The following is a 255-nucleotide window of genomic DNA, read 5'->3' on the forward strand; positions in this document are numbered from 1 at the left end:
TGGTTTGCCGACGTTTTGGCATCAGAAGTCTTTAAAGCCAATCCGAAGCTGAAAACGGTTTTCGAAGAATACCAGAATAAAGGATTATTGAATTCCAGTCTTGAAAAAAATCAGGAACTGAAACAGTTGTTATTAGAAGAAACCCCGTGGGTTCTGGAAAGTAAGAATGAAGAAGAACAGATGTCGAAACTGGCTTTGCTTTTCGATGTCAATTCAATGAAAAATTCAATTCATCAGGATTGGGAAGATTTAGAG

1 protein-coding gene is annotated in these 255 nt (G+C 37.3%); it reads left to right on the top strand.

Going from position 1 to position 255, the window contains the following annotated elements; all coding sequences use genetic code 11:
- The coding region (locus WFK35_RS23370) for a hypothetical protein (RefSeq protein WP_336735016.1) at positions 1-255 on the top strand (255 nt) is incomplete at both ends.

This window comes from Chryseobacterium sp. VD8, from assembly GCF_037149975.1.
Lineage (GTDB): Bacteria > Bacteroidota > Bacteroidia > Flavobacteriales > Weeksellaceae > Chryseobacterium > Chryseobacterium indicum.